Here is a 15131-nt window from a genome sequence, read left to right as displayed (position 1 = left end):
GGCGTGCGCGGTCTGCGGTTGCGTATGGCGGTCAGGCGCGGCACTTACGCGTAACCGCCACCCGATGCAACCACGCCCGCCATTCACGCGCGACGCGACAGCTCGTGCGCATCTTGCAGCAAGTCCGCTTCACAGGAAGCCTCCCCGATAGCCCCGCCCACGAGGATCACCGCCGGACTCGCGATCCCAGCGGCGTCGGCTAGCTGCGCGATATCGTCGAGCGTGGCGACCACGCGCCGCTCCCGCGTCGTGCCGGCCCACTCGACGATGGCGGCAGGCGTTTGCGACGGCAACACGCCAATCAAGGCCCCGGCAATGTCGGCGAGCCGGCTCGCACCCATGTAGATGGCAAGCGTCATGCCCGTGCGCGCGAGCGCGGGCCAGTCCGGCGATGAACCGTCGCGTAGGTGTGCGGTCACGAATATCACTCCGGGACAATGATCGCGATGCGTGAGTGAGACACCGAGCCCGGCCGCCGCGGCGAAGCCCGACGAAATCCCGTTGATCACCTCGACCTCGACGCCCGCGCGACGCAGCTCGCTCATCTCCTCACCCGCGCGCCCAAACAGCAGTGCCTCGCCGCCCTTCACGCGCACAACGTGGCGGCCTTGTTGCGCATACCGGCGCATCAGTCGGGTAATAAAGGCCTGCGGCGTCGACCGGCACCCGCCGCGCTTGCCCACCCGGATCGCGTGCGCGCGGGGTGCGAGCGAGACGATCTCGCTGTTCACGAGATCGTCGATGAGCAGGACATCGGCCGCCGCAATGGCCTTCGCCGCGCGAAACGTCAAAAGATCGAGATCGCCTGGACCGGCGCTGACCAGCGAGACTTTGCCTGGTTTCAATGTAGCTCTCCGTATGAGCGGGAGCCGGTGAAAAACGGCGTGCCGCCCGTGCATGCACTGGGGACGCCGTTGTCCTGAATGACTGCGCGTAAAAGAAGCCGCGTACGACCTGAACCGGCCTCGTTGCCGGTGGCATTCTTTAACGCAAGAACGAGGCCAGCGTGCGCCAGGCGCGTCGACGGCGTGTGCGGGACGCGCTGCGCACGCAGGACGAAACCCGGTCCGGTTACGGGAACCCTGCCGCGCACGCGTGGCGTGCGCGCGAGCACCGCGCTGGTGCCGCCCCGCCCGCTTTGCGCGACACGCGCGCTGGATACCCGCCGGTACCACAATGGTCAACCCCGGATGCGGGAAAACCGTTGACTGTCCAGTACAATGTCGTGCCCCAAGGCACGCCGGGCGGACACGTAAACGAAAGAAGCAGGTATAGAACGATGCGAGCAAATCTTCCGGGCCACGGATTGACCACGATACGATCAGGACTCTGCGCCGCCGCACTCTGCGTGCTGACGGCCTGCGCCACCCGGCTCGATCCTGCGCCCGTCGTGGACATGACCGGTCGTGGCGCCATGTCCGCGCCGGTGCCGGCGACCAATGCTCCCATCGCAAGCGCGCCCGCCCCGCTCCCACCTGTGCCGCACGGTTTCTATCGCGTCAAACCCGGAGACACGCTCTCCGGTATCGCCCGGTCGAATGGGCAGAGCAGTCGCGACCTCATCGCCTGGAACAATCTCTCCGATCCGAACCACATCGAAGTGGACCAGACGCTGCGTGTAGTGCCGCCGCAAGCGGCCGGCACTGCCGTGACGCAAGCATCCGCATCCGCGCCGGCGCCCGTCAGCACCGGGCCCACCGTCGCCTCAACCGGCGCGCCGGCCGAGCCGGTCATGCCCGCCGCCAGCGCCATCGCCCTGGGCTGGCCCGCGCGTGGCCCGCTGCTCTCCCGCTTCGACGAATCACGGAACAAGGGCATCGACATCGGCGGCACCGCCGGCGAGCCTGTGCGGGCGGCCGCCAACGGCCGGGTGGTGTATGCGGGGAATGGCCTGCGCGGATACGGCAATCTGATCATCGTGAAAAGCGACGCGAGCTTTCTAACCGCTTACGCGCACAACCGCGACCTGAAAGTTAAGGAAGGCGATTCCGTGACGAAGGGCCAGCAGATCGCTGAAATGGGCAACTCGGATTCGGATCGCGTCAAGTTGCACTTCGAAGTGCGGCGCGACGGAAAGCCGGTCGACCCCATGCGGTATTTGCCGCCGCAGTAAGCTCGGTTGCGCTGGCGCTTGCGGCGCGCTGCTGGCGAGCCGCATTGAGCGGCCTTTTTTTGCGATATGATAAATTCGCCTCGCGTTCTGACGAGGCGCGATGAAGCATGCGTTTTCAGCGGGACCTCCGGCCGCCTCCAGCGTAAATCCTCGCAAACGGACTGTCCGAATGAACAGGGCCTTTTCTGTGCTTTCCGACGAATTCTCATTGACCGGACAAGGCCCCGCAAGCAGCACCACTGAGGGCGCTCACCTCGACCTCGGCTGCGGTACCCGTCCTCATAATCCGTACGGGAAAACGAAGGTTTACGGCGTCGATGTAAGGCCGCTCTCTGTTCCCGGAACAGTTGAAATCAAGTGCGCCAATCTTGCTGTCGAGACAATACCGTTCGACGACAATCAGTTTGATTCGGTGTCGGCCTTCGACTTTCTGGAACACATCCCAAGAATACTATCAAGCGCCGACGGGAAATCCACGATTAACCCATTCATCAATTTGATGAATGAAATCTGGCGCGTGCTCAAACCCGGTGGACGACTCTATGCTCTGACGCCTTGTTATCCAGCCAAAGTCGCGTTCCAGGATCCAACCCACGTTAACATCCTGACCGATACGACGCACCACTATTTCACGGGTGCAGAGCCGCTGGGAAGAATGTATGGATTCGCTGGTTCTTTCCGTGCGATCAAGGCTGAATGGACCATTCCAGAACTCGTTCAAACCGCTACCGAACTGAGCTGGCGTCAGGAAATGTCCAGAAAACGTCGTGCAAAACGAGGGGCGCTTTCGTATTTTCTCTGGGATTTTGAAGCGCAGAAATAACGATTCAAAACACCGGTAGACGTTCGTTTCCAATGTGGCGCGTATGGGTCCGTTGGCGTGCCATCGCAACGCTAACGATCAATGCCTGATTGAAGAAAAGCGGAAAGACGGAGATCAATTGAAACCGAAAGCCAGTCTTTTACTTCTCACCTATAACCAGGAAGCCATCGTCAAAGAGGCAGCGCTTGCGTGCCTCAGCCAGGACTATGAGCCCCTTGAGATAGTGTTTTCCGACGACGCGTCCACGGACGGCACTTTCGCGACTCTGGAAGAAATCGCTCGATCGTACGAAGGTCCTCACGAATTGGTCGTGAGGCGAAACCATAAAAACGCCGGAATCGGGCAGCACTACAACGAGGCCATTGCCGCATCGACAGGCGAACTCATCATTACGGCCGCAGGCGATGATATTTCTGAACCGGGTCGAGTCACACGGCTAGTCGAGGCCTGGGAGTCCGCCGGAAGAGCGCCCGACATGCTCTCCAGTCATTTCACCATTATCGACAGCAACGGTCGCAAGTGGGACAAGGTGGAGACACAAGATCTCGGACTCGCATCCCTGTCGTCCTGGACGAAGGGGCATCCGTTCACGGTGGGCGCAACGCATGCGTTTACGAGGCGTCTATTCGACGAATACGGTCCACTGGGTGTGGACGTATGGTACGAAGATCCGGTCATTCTGCTTCGGGCGCTGATGAGCGGAGGCGCGATAACGGTAAAAGAGCCTCTTGTTCTTTACCGCGTAGGCGGCACTTCACAGCAGCCCATGTTCGAGTCGGCTTCAGCGCTAAAGAAATGGTACGGGACTCAGAGCAAACGAATTCTCGCCGGCATTACGCAAATGCAAAACGACGCATCGCATAAGGGGAATTACGAAATCGTCCGGAATGCCTTATCTGACCAGAAGCGGAAGGAAGAATACATCTACGCGATGGTCACAGAGCAGACCATCGCGGGCCGATTCAAGGTGCTCATGGCCCAGGCAGATATTCGCGCCGGATGGAAGACGCGAAAGCTATTGACGTTTAGCTTCCCGGGCGTTGCTATCGGGTTTAAGAAACTCAAAAGCAAGATCCGGCGTCCGCGCAAGTATCTAGGCAATGTCGATATTTCCTTGATCCGATAGCGCGTCGCGCGCGTGTCCCGGGAGCCGTGCCCGAGACACTGACCAATCAGGAATGAGCGCGCCGTGATCCGGTGAGGTGTCACTCGGACGCGCCCACTTTTCCGCGCTTACTTGACGACGACTTCGGTGTGCCCAACCACCGGCGGCTTTTCGAAGTACGGGCCGACGAGCCGGCGCCACTCCTGGAAATCCGCCGACTCGCGGAAATGCACCATATGGTCCTCGACCGTATCCCATTGCACGACGAGAACGTAGTTGTTCGGCTCTTCGACGGAACGCTGCAACTCGATATTGCGGCAGCCGCGCGCACGGTTGAACAGCGGAATCGCTTGCGCCACCCCTGCCTCGAACTCGGCGTTCTTGCCTGCCTGCACCGCGATGTGTGCCATTTCGTAGACCACGAGATTCTCCTCTTCTATCAGCCATCTGTTGCGGAACCCGCTCACGTCGCGCCGTCATGGGCGCGTGACGCAGCAGCCGACCGCCACGTTAGCACGGCAGCGTCTTGATCCGCGCGATTTCGACAATTCCGCACAAAAGATCGACGTTTCAAATATGACGATTCCGCCCATAGCGAGGTTCGCGGTCATGACTGGGCGTCCGCTCTGAATGGCAGCACGCATTCAAGCTTTTCCCGCTGCAACGCGCCGAATCGACGCATCTGCGCCCCCCTGTCAGCACGTGGGGTGCGTGGCATAATTTTCGCACCTGTTGGCGCCACATGGCGCCCGAACTCAACGCACGGCATCTGCCGTGTAATTCAACGGCGCATTTGAAGCGCCCGTTCGCACCACGCGCCACATGTCACGCATTCGACCAGGGAAAATCGGCAGCTTGCTCGGCTTGCTCGCCATCCTGATGAGCGTGTTAGCGCCGACCATCTCGCAGACGCTGGTCACGCAATATCGACATGGTCACGCACATACCGCGTTCTGTATTGCCGAGGCGGCATCTGCCGTCCCCACACGAGACACCCCGAACCATTCTCTTGCGCAGCACTGGCAGGCCTGCGCGTATTGCAGCCTGCTCGCACACGTGCCCGTGCTGCCAGCTGCGGCCGCGAAGTTCGCTGTTGCACTTGCCATCGCATGCGTAAGCGCGGCGCCCGCTGTCTCTGAAGTTCACACACTCGTCGTCCACACGGCGGCACAGCCGCGCGCACCACCCGCTTTCTCCTGACCGCATCCGCTGCGCCTCGCGCGCAAACGAACAAAACACCGCCACTGCGCTCATCGTGGCGGGCCGCCGTCATGCTTGCACTTGACGGCGAGAAAACACATCCGGAGAAAATTCATGCGCAACCTCTTGCTGCGCCCGATCGGGGTATCGCGCGCGGCCTTGCTCGCCTCGACCGCCCTCGCCTGCGCCATCGCCACACCCGCCGCGCACGCTCACGCGATAGTCGGCGAGCGTGCCTTTCCCGCCACGCTCGCCGTCGACGATCCCGGCGTCGGTGACGAATTCGACACGCAGTTCGGCCACATCAAGTCGCCCACCGACGACGGCGACAACATGAACGTCAACACGGTCTCATACGCATGGAGCAAGCTCATCACACAGAACCTCGCGTTCAGTGTGTCGAGTCAGTACGTCAACCAGAACGCGCCAAACGGCAATTCAGCGAAAGGCTGGGACAACGTCACGCTCGGCGTGAAATACCTCGTCTACGCGAACGCGAAGCACGAGTTCATGGCGTCGATCGGACTCGCAACGGAGATTGGCGGAACGGGCGCGAAATCGATCGGCAATCCCTATTCGACCTTCACACCCGCAGTCTTTGCCGGCAAGGGCTTCGGCGACATCCCCGCGAGCCTCGGCTATCTGCGGCCCTTCGCGGTGACGGGTGAAATCGGCCCGAACATCACGACGGCATCGTCCGACAACGGCCCGAATTCGCTCGACTGGGGCGTGACGCTTCAGTACAGCATTCCGTATCTGCAGAGCCAGGTGAAGGATCTGGGCCTGCCGCAGCCGTTCAGCAACATGGTCCCCGTGGTCGAATTCCCGATGAGCACCTGCACCGCTGGCGCGTGCGCAGGACACACCACCGGCACGATCAATCCCGGCGTGCTATGGCTTAACCGTTACGGCCAGTTCGGCATCGAAGCACAGATTCCGGTCAACCGCGCGACGGGCAACCATGTGGGCGTGCTCGTTGACGCACATCTTTATTTCGACGACCTTTTCCCGCACTCGCTCGGCAAACCCCTCTTCTGACCGAAGGACACGACTCATGAAACTGCACACCACCGCTCGCGCCGCCGTCGCTGCGCTCTTTATCGCCGCTTGCCAGTTTGCCTTCGCGCACGCGCATCCGACTCACCAGGTACCGTCCGCGGGCGCGACCGTCACAACCGACCAAAAGAACGTGGCGATCGACTTCGACGACGCACTCGAACCCGCGTTCAGTTCGATCACCGTCACCGACGCGCAAGGCAAGGCCGTCACGAGCGGCAAAGCCATGGTCGATGCGTCGAACAAAAAGCGTATGTCGGTGGATCTGAATCCGCTGACGCCAGGTGTCTATACGGTCGCGTGGGTCGCTGTCGCCGCGGACGGACATCGCACGCAGGGACACTACACGTTCACGGTGAAGTGATCGAAGATGGGTTGCCGGTGTGTTAAGAGCGCGCTGAGCAGACCGATCGCTCGATCGGCATGCAGGTGAGCGCGCTGCCGGTTGGCTTGATGTAGCGCCGCGCTAGCGTTTCTGGCTCCGGCGCTTAGCTCACGCGCCATCCTTAGGGCGCGAGGAACGCGGGCAGATCTGCGGGATCGATTCCGAACCGCCAGATTCCGCGTTTCGCCGCGAAACGGCGATAGAGGGCGTCCTGACCGTCGAAATGACGGCCCGCCAGAAGGTCCCGGCAGCACCGCGAGTCATGACGCCGCTTTAATCAGGTATCCATACGATCCGGACGGTGCCCGCGTCCCTGCACGCGAATCACAGAATCGAAAAGCGCCTCAGCACGCGCAAGTTCGTCGAGCGCACGCTCCAGACGAGACTGCGCCGCTCCATAGGTCATCGGCGAGGCCGCTTCCTCCGACTCGCCGCGAACGGCACGAAAGGCCAGATCGACGTGACGGCTCGCCTCAACGAAGCGCTGCGCGGCCTCGGCTTCTCGTGAACGGGTGATGATCGCCATGAAAGAGTTCCATCGTTAGTTGCGTCCAGTCCGCTACGCCCTGAGCGCTGCGGATACGTGAACGCGCGCCGCCGTGCCCGACTGATATCGCGGATTCGGCCGACGACGTATCAAAGAGATCGCGCGTGACGCCGCGCACCTGCTGGATGGCCGGCTGGTTGCGCAGACGTTTCGTGAGTTCGGCATAGGCCTCGAAATTGCCGTCACGCGCTGCCTCGTGAATCGCGGCGAGGTTGCGCGCCTTCACGAGCGTGGGCTGCGCGAGTCGCACGAAATAGGGCGCTTCGAGTTCGACAGCCAGCGCGATCGGGTAAGCCTTGCCCGTCGCGTCGCCCGCACGCTCGACGCGGTCCACCACGGTAGTGGCCCGCGAAGCGCACGGCGCCTTGCCGGTGCCCACGCTGCGCAGGCGTTCGGAATACACCTTAAGACTGCTGCCAATGCTGAGTTCAGTTGGCGACGCGCAGACCAACGCGTAGTGCTGCTCGCGCGCACGACCCGAAGGTAAGGTCGTGCGGCTCGTCACGAACGCATGCTGGGGCAGTTGCCGGATCTGTCCGGAAGTATCGACCCAGGCATTCCACACCAGTGCGTCTTCGCTCTTGCGTTGCTGTACGCGCCCACGGCTGGCCGCGGGCGAAAACAGCGCGAGCAGCAAACCCGTGCGCAGCGCCGCCACCTGCGCGCTGCTGCCGAGCGACTGGCTGATACCCCACAGGAAGCGCCCGCCGCCCAGCCGCCGCTCCCACTCCTTGCGAAGTATGAGCGTAGCGAGATCTTCGCTGGTCTCCGATCCGATTCGAGACCAGCAAAAAGTGGGCGGTAAGTTTTTCAGTGCCATCGACTTCCTTGGAATACATCAATCTGCCCGATTCGACGAGCAATTCAATAACCGTTACTGTATAGGTATAATGCATGACATGGAAGCCCCAGACCGACATTTTCCCGTACGTACGCTAATGAGCCGGCTTACGTCCGATACCCGCTCATCTAGCGAAATTGCGCGGCTTTCCGGCGTTAGCCAGCCCACCGTGTCGAGACTTCGTCTCTCGAATGGAAGGCGGCTGCGCCGGAGTGCGTCATTCAATAAGCTATGCAGTTTCTATGGTGTCGAGTCAACGCCCAACGTGCGGCGCGACGCTGCCTATAGCGAACTACTGCGCAACGCGATCGTCGAGGCGTGGGACGGCTCGGAAGAGCACGGCCGCGCGCTACTCGTCGTGATCAATGGATTGAAGGAGATGAGTGGTCGGACCCGATGAGCGTCGCGCACGGAAGAAGGGGCGCGTTGGGGTACACAGGTCACCGGGTCAGTAGCGTTGCAGCGCGCAAAGGTAACGCTTTATGGGAAGTCGACGCTCTACCTAGCAGCGAACGCGCGTATAAAGGCCGTAGGAAGCGCCCCTTATGGTCTGCGGAAAGCCGCGCGGGGCGCGCCGATACGGTGAGTTGGGGCCCCAGACCCCAAATCCGGTTACCTTGTGCCATCACGTCGCGGCTGACGTGAACCCACGGTCGATTGCAGGTCCCTTGAGGGAATTACGATGCTGGCGTCCCCATCTGCGAACACCACCTCGACACTGCGCGGGCAATGCCTGTGCGGCACGGTGCATTACGCCGTCGACGATGCCTTCGTCTACGCGCTCAATTGCCACTGCACGAAATGCCGACGGGCGACCGGTTCGGCATTCAAACCGTTCGCAGGCATCGAGCGACAGAAACTGGTCGTGACGCGAGGCGGCGAAAGCCTGCTGACGTTCGGCGACGCGCAGGCCAATCACGACGTCCATTGCGCCCTATGCGGCTCACTGCTCTTTTCAGTCGTGCGCGAAGGGGGCTGGGTTCACGTGACGCTGGGTACGCTCGTCGACACTCCCGCGATCCGCCCGAGCGCCCACATTTTCGTTGGCTCGAAGGCGCCCTGGTTCGAGATCACGGACACCTTGCCGCAGTACGACGAATTCCCGTGATTGGACCTCACGGGAGGCGGCAGGCGCCGGGACCGGAACAACCACTCGCCCCCCTGAGCGGGTGCCTGACGCGAGGCAAACACTTCCGTGACACCGCAGGACGCGCTATTTGCGCGCTCGATACATCAGTCGTCAGGGACACCCTGCGTGGCACCGCGCTCGCGTGCGACGAAACGGCGGTCAACCAGTCGTCAGGTAAACGCGTTCAACGTATTGTCGCCATTTGCAATCGAGCGGTGAAAAGCGGCTTGTAACGGGGCACGATCTGCGCGGGTCATTTCGACACGCAAACGTCCTCCTGCTGGCCGCGTCACGTATTCATCAGACGATTTAGAGTCGCGAACCAATTATTTGTTTTCGCGCCGAACAGCGCTCGTGGCGAAGTACTGTTGAGCAGGTGTTGTGATTCGATCTGGCGGTTGCGTGAAACTGTGCGTTGCAGACGACGATTCCGGTTGCCTCCCATGCCGGAACGCACTACCATACGCGATCTCTCTGCATTGCACGAAAATTCAGGCCGCCTTTCGCCTTGTGCGTCTGGTGCCCGCTCGGCGGGACCGGCATTCGCCCCCGCCAATTCCCCTGCAATTTCGTCATCGCCAGGACGCAACGCCGCTGGCGCGTGACTCTTTTTGCCCTTGTCAGGCCCCCCTTCAAGGAGAACGTATTGACAAGCCATGACCGGGACGACGTGCTGGCCTCGTCTGCCCGCCCTGCACGCCGCGCATCGAAAGACAAGACCGGCGATACGACTCAGATCGACGCTAGCGCACAGCTGGAAAAACGCCAGCACCAGATGCGCGCGCTGATCAAGCTCGGCCGCGAACGCGGCTACCTCACGCACGCCGATATCAACGACCATCTGCCCGACAACTTCGCGCAGACGGCCGCGCTCGAAACGATCGTTGCGACGTTCAACGACATGGGCGTGCAGGTCTACGAGCAGGCCCCCGACGCCGAGACGCTGCTGCTCAACGACGAAACGCGTGGCGAAGCTCAAATCGACGACGAAGCGGACGAAGAAGTCGAAGTCGCGCTCTCGACCGTCGATTCGGAATTCGGCCGCACCACCGACCCCGTCCGCATGTACATGCGCGAAATGGGGTCAAGTGAACTGCTGACGCGCGCCGGCGAAATCGAAGTCGCGAAACGCATCGAAGACGGTCTCCAGGAGATGATCCAGGCCATCGCCGCGTGCCCGTCGATCGTCGCAACGATCCTCGCGGACGCGGATCGTATCGCCGCCGACGAGATGCGCATCGACGAGCTGATCGACGGCATCGGCAGCGACGAGCCCGTCGAAGAACCCGCGATCGCCGCTAGCGACGAAAGCGAAGAGATCGAAGCGCAAGCCGACGACGCCGACGAAAGCGACGGCGGCGAAGAAGACGACGGCGATGCCGGAGATTCGAGCAAGGCGAACGAAGCCCTGCTCGCGCAGCTGAAGGCCGACGGCCTTGCGATCTTCGCTCGCGTGCGCACGCTCTTCGAACAGATGGCATGCACGACCGATTCGGATGCGCGCGCATCGGCAGCCGAAATGAAGATCTGCGAAGAGATCCAGCGCGAACTCGCGCCGATCCGCTTCACGGCGCGCACCATCGACCGGCTCTGCACGTTGCTGCAGGGCCAGGTCGCGCAGATCCGCGCGATCGAGCGCAATGTGCTGACGATCGTCGTCGACCGCTGCGGCATGCCGCGTGATGCATTTGTCGAGCAGTTCCCCGGCCACGAAACCGATCTCGACTGGGCCGTCCGCACGGCTGCGAAGTCGAGCAAGTACGGCGCCTCGATGGAACGCAGCCTGCCGGCCATTCAGGCGGAACAGCGCAAGCTCGCCGAGATCGAAGCAGCCGCTTCGTTGTCGCTGCAGCAGATCAAGGCCATCAACCGCCGCATGACGGTCGCCGAATCGAAAATGCGCAAGGCGAAGGGCGAGATGGTGAAGGCCAACCTGCGTCTCGTGATCTCGATTGCGAAGAAGTATGTGAACCGCGGCATGCAGTTCCTCGACTTGATCCAGGAAGGCAACATCGGCCTCATGAAGGCCGTGGACAAGTTCGAATATCGCCGCGGCTGGAAGTTCTCGACGTACGCCACGTGGTGGGTACGCCAGGCCGTGACGCGTGCGCTCGCGGACCAGGCGCGCACGATCCGCGTGCCGGTTCACATGATCGAGACGATCAACAAGCTGAACCGCATTTCGCGCGAGATCCTGCAGCAGACGGGCATGGAAGCGCATCCGGCGGATCTCGCCGCGCGCATGGGCATGACCGAAGAAAAGGTGCGGGGCATCCTGAAGATCGCGAAGCAGCCGGTTTCTCTGGAGAGCCCGGTCGGCGACGACGGCGACGCAACGCTCGGCGACATGATCGAGGACGCCGCATCGAGCTCGCCGGCCGATGCTGCGATTCACGCAAACATGCGTGCCGCCATCGATGAGGCGCTCAAGGCGCTTTCGCCGCGTGAGGCAAAGGTGCTGCGCATGCGCTACGGCATCGACACGACGTCGGATCACACGCTGGAAGAAGTCGGCAAGCAGTTCGACGTGACGCGCGAGCGTATTCGCCAGATCGAAAGCAAGGCGATGCGCAAGCTGATGCACCCGAGCCGAGCCGACAAGCTGCGGCCGTTCCTCGAGCGTTAAGCCGTATTGATCGCGCTTTCAGGCATCTCGAAGCTGCGATAAAAAGCCCGTCACTGTGTGACGGGCTTTTTTGTTTGTGTGGTAATTGGACTTGCCGATAGAAGCGCCTCGGCGAGTTGCATATCGAGTGGGAACTACGCTTAATCCGTGTCGTACTTCGGCGAGCGGGGACCGTAAAGGAGCCCCGTCGGCGGACCGGCGTGCAGCAGACGATAGCTCGTAATACCGGCAATATCGTGGCTCTTGTCGGTGAGCGAGTTCGCGATCTGCTTGACCGCCGCCGTCACCAGCATACCGATGATGCCGCCGCCGCCGTTGTTGCTACCCTCTTCGCTGTTGGCCGTCGCAGCACCTTGCCAGAGCACGTCGCCGCTTTTCAGATCGACGAGTTTCGCCGACACCGTGACCACCGTCGCGCTGGCAAGCACGCGATACTGGGTGCCGTATTGCGTGATCGTCGAGTACAGCACAGCATCCGCGCCGAAGATCTCGCGCAGCTTCGCAGGCGTTGTCTGCTGGATATCACCCGCCGTCGTGAGTCCGTTCTGCTTGAACGTTTCTTCCATCACGGCGACCGGGATCACGTAGTAGCCCGCTTCGGCGAGCGGCATCGTCATCTGCGAGAGCACGCTGTTCGACGCGTTCACATCCGTGGTCGAGTTGTCGGGCGGCAGCACGATGATCGAGTGCGGACGCGCATTCTTAAATGCCGTGTAATCCATGTGCTTCACAGGCTGGGCACAAGCCGCGAGCAACGCGACCGCGGACAGCACCAACAAGAGCTTGAAAGAAGAGAATCTCGACATATCGGTACGCTCGCTTATTGTTGTTTCGGTTTCTTCATGAGGAAGTTCATATAGGTCGACGACTCCGGAAAGAGCTGCTTCTCGGCGTCGAACTCCTGCATCGCTTGCGTGTCGTTCCCAAGGTTCGCGTACAGCATGCCCAATTGGGCGTGGAAACCAGGCGGCGGCGTGTTGCCCTTCGCGCGTATTTGCTGCTGCGCCTTTTCGAGCGCATCGATCTGTTCCTGCGGCCCCTTTTCACCCTTCAGGTAGTCGTACACGCCCGGCTGATAGCCGGTCCACTGGTAAAGCGTCGGCGTCGTGTTCGCGCAGCCCGCGAGCAGCAGCGCGGCTACCGTGACGGGCACGCAAAGTCCCCGAAACATTCCGATGTGTTTCATGAAATCTCCCTGGTAGTTCTTGGTTTTTCGGGCGAATAACGTAGACGACGCGCGCTCAGTGCGCGGTGCGCAATGCGCCGGCGTCAACCTGATCGGCCAGATGGTTGACCGCTTCCTGGATCGCGAGGTCGAGGACCTTGCCATTGAGCGTCGAGTCGTAGCTCGCGGTGCCGCCAAAGCCGATGATCTCGCGGTTGGAGAGGCTGTACTCGCCCGCGCCTTGTGCCGAGGCGACGACTTCCGAGGTCGTGGTATCGACGACATTGATGCTCACTTTCGCGTATGCAATCTGGTTCTTGCCGCTGCCAAGAATGCCGAATAGTTGGTGATCACCGACTTCCTTGCGCCCGAACTCGGTCACGTCGCCAGTGATGACGTAATTTGCACCCTTGATCGCCTGGGCCTTTTTCGTGAAGCCGGCTTCCTGGCGGATTTCGTCGAGGTTGTCGCGGTCAAGTACGTTGAAACGGCCGCTCTGTTGCAGCGATGTGATCAGGATGGTCTTGGCCTGGCTACCGAGACGATCGATGCCGTCGGAGAAAATGCCTCGCATATAGCTCGACCGGTTGTCGAACTTCCCGACCGAGATCTGCACGGGCTTGCCGACTGGCGGGCGCTGCGCACTTGCGACCGGCGCTACGGGAAGTGAACGCGACGACTCCGTCGTGCAACCGCTCAGGGCCGCGATCGTGGTGGCAGCGACGACTGCGCAACAGGTTTTGGACAGTTTCACGGGTTCTCCTTTTTGTTGGAACGGGAACGTCAGTTAGCACCGGCGGTGTGTAGCGGTGGAAGCGGCAGGAGAATGGGGGGCGGCGAGAACTGGCATCGGATGGCCACGGCACGGTTGCGCATGGCGTGAAACGTCCGGTCGCGCGTACGTGAACGCGGCTGACGTAGAAGACGCGGCGCGGCGCTACGCGCGATGGTTATTCCGTCGGCGTTGCACGTTTATCTCTTTCCGTACGCGAACGTATGTGCGGAAGCCTCCCGGCTCTTGTTGGTACAGCGTGTCTTTTAAACCTGCATTTAAGTTTACACGCGGGTGTATCGGCTGGTACAACGTAAACTTGGGGAAAGCTACGATTTCGTCATATTGCCTGCGACTGGCGACAAGATTTCTTGTACAGGAATAGTGTGTCCTGGTTCCAGAAGCGGAAGCCGTCCTTCGGGACGGCTTTTTATTGCGGCTTCCGTTTCCGGTTTCACGGCGCGACCGGCAGGCCCAGCGTCCCGGGCTTGCGCCGCGGTACGTCCGCTACGGTCTTGCGCTTCAGCGTATCGCTCCGGAGTGGCTTCACCGGCGCATAAACGCCGAAACCCCGGCGCTCTTTCGGAGACACCGGGGTTTCGAACTTTACAGCATAAGGAGCCTGACGATTACCTACTTTCACACGGGCAATCCGCACTATCATCGGCGTGGAGTTGTTTCACGGTCCTGTTCGGGATGGGAAGGGGTGGGACCAACTCGCTATGGTCATCAGGCATGACGGGTTGCTGCGTCGCGGTGTTATCGCGCCACAGCCAATCGGGAAGAAGCGTAAAGAGTGTGTGTTGCTGAATTGGGGTTGTGTTGTTTCAGGCACAACACGTGATCTCAACCTGTACGCGCTTCTCTCCATCAGGGGAGGGAGGCATACCTGTTATAGGATCAAGCCTTACGGGCAATTAGTATCAGTTAGCTTAACGCATTACTGCGCTTCCACACCTGACCTATCAACGTCCTGGTCTCGAACGACCCTTCAAGGGGATCAAGTCCCCGGGGAAGTCTCATCTTGAGGCGAGTTTCCCGCTTAGATGCTTTCAGCGGTTATCTCTTCCGAACATAGCTACCCGGCGATGCGACTGGCGTCACAACCGGTACACCAGAGGTTCGTCCACTCCGGTCCTCTCGTACTAGGAGCAGGCCCCCTCAAACTTCCAGCGCCCACGGCAGATAGGGACCAAACTGTCTCACGACGTTTTAAACCCAGCTCACGTACCTCTTTAAATGGCGAACAGCCATACCCTTGGGACCGGCTACAGCCCCAGGATGAGATGAGCCGACATCGAGGTGCCAAACACCGCCGTCGATATGAACTCTTGGGCGGTATCAGCCTGTTATCCCCAGAGTACCTTTT

16 protein-coding genes and 2 rRNA genes (1 of these 18 running past the window's edge) are annotated in these 15131 nt (G+C 61.1%); 9 read left to right on the top strand and 9 right to left on the bottom strand.

The features are described 5' to 3' along the window. Positions 1 to 83 precede the first annotated feature (83 nt). Positions 84 to 899, bottom strand: a complete 816-nt coding sequence (cobA, locus tag L0U80_RS25110; RefSeq protein ID WP_373322289.1) for a uroporphyrinogen-III C-methyltransferase — start codon at positions 897 to 899, stop codon at positions 84 to 86. Positions 900 to 1279: 380 nt separating this feature from the next. Between cobA and L0U80_RS25105 the strand changes: the two genes are divergently transcribed. From L0U80_RS25105 to L0U80_RS25095, 3 genes are all read left to right on the top strand, one after another. Beyond that, a complete protein-coding gene (locus tag L0U80_RS25105) occupies positions 1280 to 2113 on the top strand; it encodes a peptidoglycan DD-metalloendopeptidase family protein (RefSeq protein ID WP_373322316.1) in 834 nt (277 codons plus the stop codon). 169 nt (positions 2114 to 2282) lie between these two features. Beyond that, complete coding sequence (locus tag L0U80_RS25100; protein WP_233872206.1) at positions 2283 to 2936, top strand: class I SAM-dependent methyltransferase; 654 nt, start codon at positions 2283 to 2285, stop codon at positions 2934 to 2936. Positions 2937 to 3054: 118 nt separating this feature from the next. Beyond that, positions 3055 to 4062 (top strand): glycosyltransferase family 2 protein, encoded by a 1008-nt coding sequence (locus tag L0U80_RS25095; protein ID WP_233872203.1) that lies wholly within the window; start codon positions 3055 to 3057, stop codon positions 4060 to 4062. Positions 4063 to 4169: 107 nt separating this feature from the next. On the opposite strand, the gene L0U80_RS25090 is transcribed toward L0U80_RS25095, so the two are convergent. Next, complete coding sequence (locus L0U80_RS25090; protein ID WP_233872200.1) at positions 4170 to 4463, bottom strand: antibiotic biosynthesis monooxygenase family protein; 294 nt, start codon at positions 4461 to 4463, stop codon at positions 4170 to 4172. A gap of 400 nt (positions 4464 to 4863) precedes the next feature. On the opposite strand from L0U80_RS25090, the gene L0U80_RS25085 reads away from it, so the two are divergent. The 3 genes from L0U80_RS25085 to copC all read left to right on the top strand — a co-directional run bounded on the left by L0U80_RS25085 (position 4864) and on the right by copC (position 6661). After that, complete coding sequence (locus L0U80_RS25085) at positions 4864 to 5241, top strand: DUF2946 domain-containing protein (RefSeq protein ID WP_373322288.1); 378 nt, start codon at positions 4864 to 4866, stop codon at positions 5239 to 5241. A 114-nt stretch (positions 5242 to 5355) separates the two neighbouring features. Continuing rightward, positions 5356 to 6279: a hypothetical protein gene (locus L0U80_RS25080; RefSeq protein ID WP_233872195.1), complete on the top strand. Its 924-nt coding sequence runs from the start codon at positions 5356 to 5358 to the stop codon at positions 6277 to 6279. 16 nt (positions 6280 to 6295) lie between these two features. After that, positions 6296 to 6661 carry a copper homeostasis periplasmic binding protein CopC gene (gene copC / locus L0U80_RS25075; protein WP_233872191.1) on the top strand — a complete coding sequence of 122 codons (366 nt, stop codon included), beginning with the start codon at positions 6296 to 6298 and terminating at the stop codon, positions 6659 to 6661. A 298-nt stretch (positions 6662 to 6959) separates the two neighbouring features. Here the strand turns inward: copC and L0U80_RS25070 are convergent, their stop codons facing one another. Both L0U80_RS25070 and L0U80_RS25065 read right to left on the bottom strand, forming a co-directional pair. Then, positions 6960 to 7208: a hypothetical protein gene (locus tag L0U80_RS25070; RefSeq protein WP_233872188.1), complete on the bottom strand. Its 249-nt coding sequence runs from the start codon at positions 7206 to 7208 to the stop codon at positions 6960 to 6962. Continuing rightward, positions 7156 to 8049, bottom strand: coding sequence for a hypothetical protein (locus L0U80_RS25065; RefSeq protein WP_233872185.1), 894 nt, complete (start codon positions 8047 to 8049; stop codon positions 7156 to 7158). The genes L0U80_RS25070 and L0U80_RS25065 overlap by 53 nt, the downstream gene beginning before the upstream one ends. Positions 8050 to 8128: 79 nt before the next feature. On the opposite strand from L0U80_RS25065, the gene L0U80_RS25060 reads away from it, so the two are divergent. The 3 genes from L0U80_RS25060 (at position 8129) to rpoD (ending at position 11825) form a co-directional block, all read left to right on the top strand. Then, entirely contained in the window at positions 8129 to 8470 is a 342-nt protein-coding gene (locus L0U80_RS25060) for an XRE family transcriptional regulator (protein WP_233872182.1), read from the top strand. 282 nt (positions 8471 to 8752) lie between these two features. Beyond that, positions 8753 to 9178 carry a GFA family protein gene (locus L0U80_RS25055; RefSeq protein WP_233872179.1) on the top strand — a complete coding sequence of 142 codons (426 nt, stop codon included), beginning with the start codon at positions 8753 to 8755 and terminating at the stop codon, positions 9176 to 9178. A 667-nt stretch (positions 9179 to 9845) separates the two neighbouring features. Next, positions 9846 to 11825 carry an RNA polymerase sigma factor RpoD gene (gene rpoD, locus L0U80_RS25050; RefSeq protein ID WP_267954952.1) on the top strand — a complete coding sequence of 660 codons (1980 nt, stop codon included), beginning with the start codon at positions 9846 to 9848 and terminating at the stop codon, positions 11823 to 11825. Positions 11826 to 11965: 140 nt separating this feature from the next. Here rpoD and L0U80_RS25045 read toward each other — a convergent pair whose 3' ends face one another. The 5 genes from L0U80_RS25045 to L0U80_RS25025 form a co-directional block, all read right to left on the bottom strand. Then, positions 11966 to 12631, bottom strand: coding sequence for a DUF799 domain-containing protein (locus tag L0U80_RS25045; protein ID WP_233872176.1), 666 nt, complete (start codon positions 12629 to 12631; stop codon positions 11966 to 11968). A 14-nt stretch (positions 12632 to 12645) separates the two neighbouring features. Then, positions 12646 to 13011 (bottom strand): DUF4810 domain-containing protein, encoded by a 366-nt coding sequence (locus L0U80_RS25040; RefSeq protein WP_233872172.1) that lies wholly within the window; start codon positions 13009 to 13011, stop codon positions 12646 to 12648. 55 nt (positions 13012 to 13066) lie between these two features. Continuing rightward, the gene (locus L0U80_RS25035) at positions 13067 to 13744 is read right to left on the bottom strand and encodes a CsgG/HfaB family protein (protein WP_233872168.1); all 678 of its coding nucleotides are present in this window, start codon (positions 13742 to 13744) and stop codon (positions 13067 to 13069) included. 638 nt (positions 13745 to 14382) lie between these two features. Beyond that, positions 14383 to 14496, bottom strand: a 5S ribosomal RNA gene (gene rrf / locus L0U80_RS25030). A 162-nt stretch (positions 14497 to 14658) separates the two neighbouring features. Further along, positions 14659 to 15131, bottom strand: a 23S ribosomal RNA gene (locus L0U80_RS25025) (it continues 2408 nt past the right edge of the window).

Origin of the sequence: Paraburkholderia adhaesiva, from assembly GCF_021390575.1 — a bacterium.
GTDB classification, from domain to species: domain Bacteria; phylum Pseudomonadota; class Gammaproteobacteria; order Burkholderiales; family Burkholderiaceae; genus Paraburkholderia; species Paraburkholderia adhaesiva.
This window is presented reverse-complemented; position numbering and strand designations above follow the sequence as displayed.

Excerpts from the sequence above, each read along its gene's own strand:
- copC (WP_233872191.1), top strand. The coding sequence starts at position 6,296 with ATGAAACTGCACACCACCGCTCGCGCCGCCGTCGCTGCGCTCTTTATC.
- L0U80_RS25100 (WP_233872206.1), top strand. The coding sequence starts at position 2,283 with ATGAACAGGGCCTTTTCTGTGCTTTCCGACGAATTCTCATTGACCGGA.
- L0U80_RS25045 (WP_233872176.1), bottom strand. The coding sequence starts at position 12,631 with ATGTCGAGATTCTCTTCTTTCAAGCTCTTGTTGGTGCTGTCCGCGGTC.
- L0U80_RS25105 (WP_373322316.1), top strand. The coding sequence starts at position 1,280 with ATGCGAGCAAATCTTCCGGGCCACGGATTGACCACGATACGATCAGGA.
- L0U80_RS25060 (WP_233872182.1), top strand. The coding sequence starts at position 8,129 with ATGGAAGCCCCAGACCGACATTTTCCCGTACGTACGCTAATGAGCCGG.
- L0U80_RS25055 (WP_233872179.1), top strand. The coding sequence starts at position 8,753 with ATGCTGGCGTCCCCATCTGCGAACACCACCTCGACACTGCGCGGGCAA.
- L0U80_RS25065 (WP_233872185.1), bottom strand. The coding sequence starts at position 8,049 with ATGGCACTGAAAAACTTACCGCCCACTTTTTGCTGGTCTCGAATCGGA.
- L0U80_RS25070 (WP_233872188.1), bottom strand. The coding sequence starts at position 7,208 with ATGGCGATCATCACCCGTTCACGAGAAGCCGAGGCCGCGCAGCGCTTC.
- cobA (WP_373322289.1), bottom strand. The coding sequence starts at position 899 with ATGCACGGGCGGCACGCCGTTTTTCACCGGCTCCCGCTCATACGGAGA.
- L0U80_RS25040 (WP_233872172.1), bottom strand. The coding sequence starts at position 13,011 with ATGAAACACATCGGAATGTTTCGGGGACTTTGCGTGCCCGTCACGGTA.
- L0U80_RS25080 (WP_233872195.1), top strand. The coding sequence starts at position 5,356 with ATGCGCAACCTCTTGCTGCGCCCGATCGGGGTATCGCGCGCGGCCTTG.
- L0U80_RS25085 (WP_373322288.1), top strand. The coding sequence starts at position 4,864 with ATGTCACGCATTCGACCAGGGAAAATCGGCAGCTTGCTCGGCTTGCTC.